The sequence below is a fragment of the Variovorax sp. P4_D9 genome, assembly GCF_056401695.1.
The window spans coordinates 1-3,871 of the sequence record NZ_JBFUIU010000818.1 but is presented as its reverse complement, the minus strand read 5'-3'; the positions used below and the strand labels follow the sequence as shown (position 1 = coordinate 3,871).

The following is a 3,871-nucleotide window of genomic DNA, read 5'->3' as shown; positions in this document are numbered from 1 at the left end:
CCCCCAAGGCTTGCCYACTTCGGTTGGCCGCCCCCCCTCTCCGGGGGCAACCCCAGCGGGCCGGCAAAGCCGGTTCCGCGGGGTGGGCCGTTCCCGTTTCATGCGTCGCGGGTCACGCGAGCGTGGTGGAAAACTGGTATGAAAGCGAGAACTCAGGCCACGCCGCCATTGGCGCGCAGGATCTGGCCGTTGACCCAGCCCGCATCCGGGCCGGCGAGGAAGGACACCACCGAGGCGATGTCCCCGGGCTGGCCGAGGCGCTGAAGCGGCGGCATCTTGGCGAAGGTCTGGATTTGTTCGTCGGTCTTGCCGTCGAGGAACAGCGAGGTGGCGATCGGGCCGGGTGCCACGGCGTTCACCGTGATGTTGCGGCCGCGAAGTTCCTTGGCGAACACCTGCGTGAAGGCCTCGACCGCCGCCTTGGTGGCGTTGTAGATCGCGTAGCCGGGCATGTTCAGCGCGAGCGTGGTGCTCGAGAAGTTGACGATGCGCCCGCCCGCATTGAGCCGAGTCGCGGCCTCGCGCAGCGTGTTGAAGGTGCCGCGCACGTTGATGTCGAAGGTTTGGTCGTAGAGCGCGTCGCTGTGCTCGGCCAGCGACACGGTCTTCAGCACGCCGGCGTTGTTGACCAGCACGTCAACCTTGCCGAGTTCCGTCTCGACGGTGTCGAACATCCGGCGCACCTGCTCGGCATTCGCCACGTCGGCCTGGACCGCGATGGCCCGGGCGCCGGCGGCCCTGAGTTCGGCGACCAGCGCGTCGGCCTGCGCGGAGCCGAAGGCGTAGTTGACGGCGACGGCAAAGCCGTCCTTGGCGAGCCGCTGTGCAACGGCGGCGCCGATGCCTCGCGATGCGCCGGTGACGACGGCGACCTGGGTGTGGCGGGGGGTGTTCATGGTGCGATTCCTTCGTGGGTGGTGGGTGGTGGGTGGTGGGTGGACGAATGTTCGATCATTCCATGCAAAAGATAATCATCTTAAAAATGGCAATACAATTCCATTTACCTAAACAATAGAGGGACGAGCCGCCCATGGACCGCTTCCAGGAAATGCAGGCCTTTGTGCGCATCGCCGAGCGCCAGAGCTTCACCCAGGCCTCCGACGACCTGGGGATTCCGCGCGCCACCGTTACCACCCTGATCAAGCGCATGGAAGAGCGCATCGGCACGCGGCTTCTGGAGCGCACCACCCGCACCGTGCGTCTGACGCAGGACGGCGAGGCCTACTACCGCCGCTGCGTGCGGCTGCTGGCGGACGTGGAAGAGGCAGAAGGCTCGTTCAGGGACGCGGCGCCCAAGGGCCAGCTGCGCGTGAACCTACAAGGGACGCTGGCCCGGCACTTCGTGGTGCCGGCGCTGCCCGGCTTTCTCGCGCGCTACCCGGAGCTGGCGCTGCACATCGGCGAAGACGACCGGCTGGTCGACCTGGTGCGCGAGGGGGTGGACTGCGTGCTGCGCGCGGGCACGCTGCAAGACTCATCGATGGTCGGGCGGCGCGTGGCGCTGCTGCCGCAGGTCACGGTCGCGAGCCCGGCCTACCTGGCGCAGCGCGGCGAGCCCGATAGCATCGAGTCGCTCGGTGCGCACCAGGCCGTCAACTACATCTCGAGCGCCACGGGCAAGGCGGTGCCGCTCGAGTTCACGGTCGACGGGCGCGTCGCCACTGTGCAGCTCGGCGGCATCGTCTCGGTGAYGGGCGCCGACCTGTACACGGGCTCGGCCGTCGCGGGACTCGGGCTGGTGCAGGTGCCGCGCTACCGCGTCGCCAGCGAGCTTGCGGAGGGCCGTCTGAAGGTGGTCCTACCGGGCCTTGCACCGCCCCCGATGCCGGTGTCGGTGCTGTATTCGCAAAACCGGCAGTTGTCGTCGCGCGTGCGCGTGTTCACGCAGTGGTTGCGGGATATTTTCGAGGCTGGGGCGGACGCACCCGCGTCGTGAGCGTCAGTGTCCTTGTCCCAATTGCTCGAGGATGGCGGGATTCTCGAGCGTGGAGGTGTCCTGGGTGATGGCCTCGCCCTTGGCGAGGCTGCGCAGCAGCCGACGCATGATCTTACCGCTGCGGGTCTTCGGAAGATTCTCTCCGAAGCGGATATCTTTCGGCTTGGCGATCGGACCAATCTCCTTCGCTACCCAATTGCGCAGTTCGGTGGCGATCTTGCGGGCTTCCTCGTCGCTGCCCGGGCGACCGCGCTTCAGGACCACGAAGGCACAGACGGCCTCGCCCGTCAGGTCATCGGGCCGGCCCACCACGGCCGCCTCGGCCACCAGGTCGGTCTTGGCGACCAGGGCCGATTCGATCTCCATGGTGCCGAGCCGGTGGCCCGAGACATTGAGCACGTCGTCGATGCGCCCCGTGATGCGGAAGTAGCCGCGGTCGGCGCTGCGCACCGCGCCGTCGCCCGCGAGGTAGATCGTGCCGCCCATCTCCTCGGGGAAATAGCTCTTCTTGAAGCGCTCCGGATCGTTCCAGATGGTCCGGATCATCGACGGCCAGGGCCGCTTGATCACCAGCATGCCGCCGGCGCCGTTCGGCAGGTCCTTGCCGGTCTCGTCGACGATCGCGGCCATGATGCCCGGCAGCGGCAGCGTGCACGAGCCCGGCACCAGCGGCGTKGCGCCCGGCAGCGGCGTGATCACGTGGCCGCCGGTCTCGGTCTGCCAGAAGGTGTCGACGATCGGGCACTTCTCGGCGCCGACATGGCGGTGGTACCACATCCAGGCTTCCGGATTGATCGGCTCGCCCACGGTGCCCAGGATGCGCAGCGTCGACAGGTTCCAGTTCTTCGGATGGACCTTCTCGTCGCTGTCGGCAGCCTTGATCAAGGAACGGATGGCGGTCGGCGCGGTGTAGAAGATCGAGACCTTGTGCYTCTCGACCATCTGCCAGAAGCGGCCCGCGTGCGGGAAGGTCGGGATGCCCTCGAACACCACCTGGGTCGCGCCCGCGGCCAGCGGTCCGTAGGCGACGTAGCTGTGGCCGGTGATCCACCCGATGTCCGCCGTGCACCAGAACACGTCTTCGGGACGGATGTCGAAGGTCCAGTCCATCGTGAGCTTGGCCCACAGCAGGTAGCCGCCGGTGGCATGCTGCACGCCCTTGGGCTTGCCGGTCGAGCCGGAGGTGTAGAGGATGAACAGCGGGTGCTCGGCGCCCACCGGCACCGGCGGGCAAACGCTGGCCTGCCCCTTCAGGGCCTCGGCGAAGGTCTTGTCGCGTCCAGCCACCATGGGACAGGCGGTGGCGGTGCGCTGGTAGACCAGCACGCTGCGGATCGATTCGCAGCCGCCCAGCGCCAGGCCGTCGTCGACGATCGCCTTCAGCGGCAGTTCCTTGCCCCCGCGCATCTGGAAGTTGGCGGTGATGACGGCCACCGCGCCGGCATCGATGATGCGCTCCTGCAGCGCCTTGGCCGAGAAGCCGCCGAAGACCACGCTGTGGGTGGCGCCGATGCGGGCGCAGGCCTGCATCGCGATCACGCCCTCGATGGTCATCGGCATGTAGATGATGACCCGGTCGCCCTTTTGGATGCCCTCGGCCTTGAGCGCGTTGGCGAATTGCGAGACCCGCGCCAGCAGTTCCTTGTAAGTGACCTGCGTGACCGTGCCGTCGTCGGCCTCGAAGATGATCGCGGTCTTGTTCTCGACCGGCGTGCCGATGTGCTTGTCCAGGCAGTTGGCCGAGGCGTTAAGTTCGCCGTCCTCGAACCACTTGTAGAAGGGCGCGTCCGACTCGTCGAGCGTGCGTGTGAAGGGCTTGCTCCACACCACGTTGGCCTTGGCCTGGCGGGCCCAGAAGCCGTCGAAGTCGTCGGCGGCCTCCTTGCAGAGGGCGTCGTAGGCCGCCATGCTGGGGATGCGCGCGCCCGCGCTGGC

3 protein-coding genes are annotated in these 3,871 nt (G+C 67.5%); 1 reads left to right on the top strand and 2 read right to left on the bottom strand.

Going from position 1 to position 3,871, the window contains the following annotated elements:
- Positions 1 to 152: 152 nt before the first annotated feature.
- Positions 153 to 896, bottom strand: coding sequence for an SDR family oxidoreductase (locus tag AC1DY5_RS45930; RefSeq protein ID WP_478121047.1), 744 nt, complete (start codon positions 894 to 896; stop codon positions 153 to 155).
- 134 nt (positions 897 to 1,030) lie between these two features.
- Here AC1DY5_RS45930 and AC1DY5_RS45925 point away from each other — a divergent pair, with 134 nt between their 5' ends.
- Entirely contained in the window at positions 1,031 to 1,936 is a 906-nt protein-coding gene (locus AC1DY5_RS45925; protein WP_478121046.1) for a LysR family transcriptional regulator, read from the top strand.
- Between the two features lie 3 nt (positions 1,937 to 1,939).
- Here the strand turns inward: AC1DY5_RS45925 and acs are convergent.
- A partial coding sequence (gene acs, locus AC1DY5_RS45920; RefSeq protein WP_478121045.1) for an acetate--CoA ligase occupies positions 1,940 to 3,871 on the bottom strand: 1,932 nt, incomplete at its 5' end.

What these genes read in the sequence shown, in the direction of transcription:
- AC1DY5_RS45930 (WP_478121047.1), bottom strand. Translation starts at nt 896, where the DNA reads ATGAACACCCCCCGCCACACCCAGGTCGCCGTCGTCACCGGCGCATCG.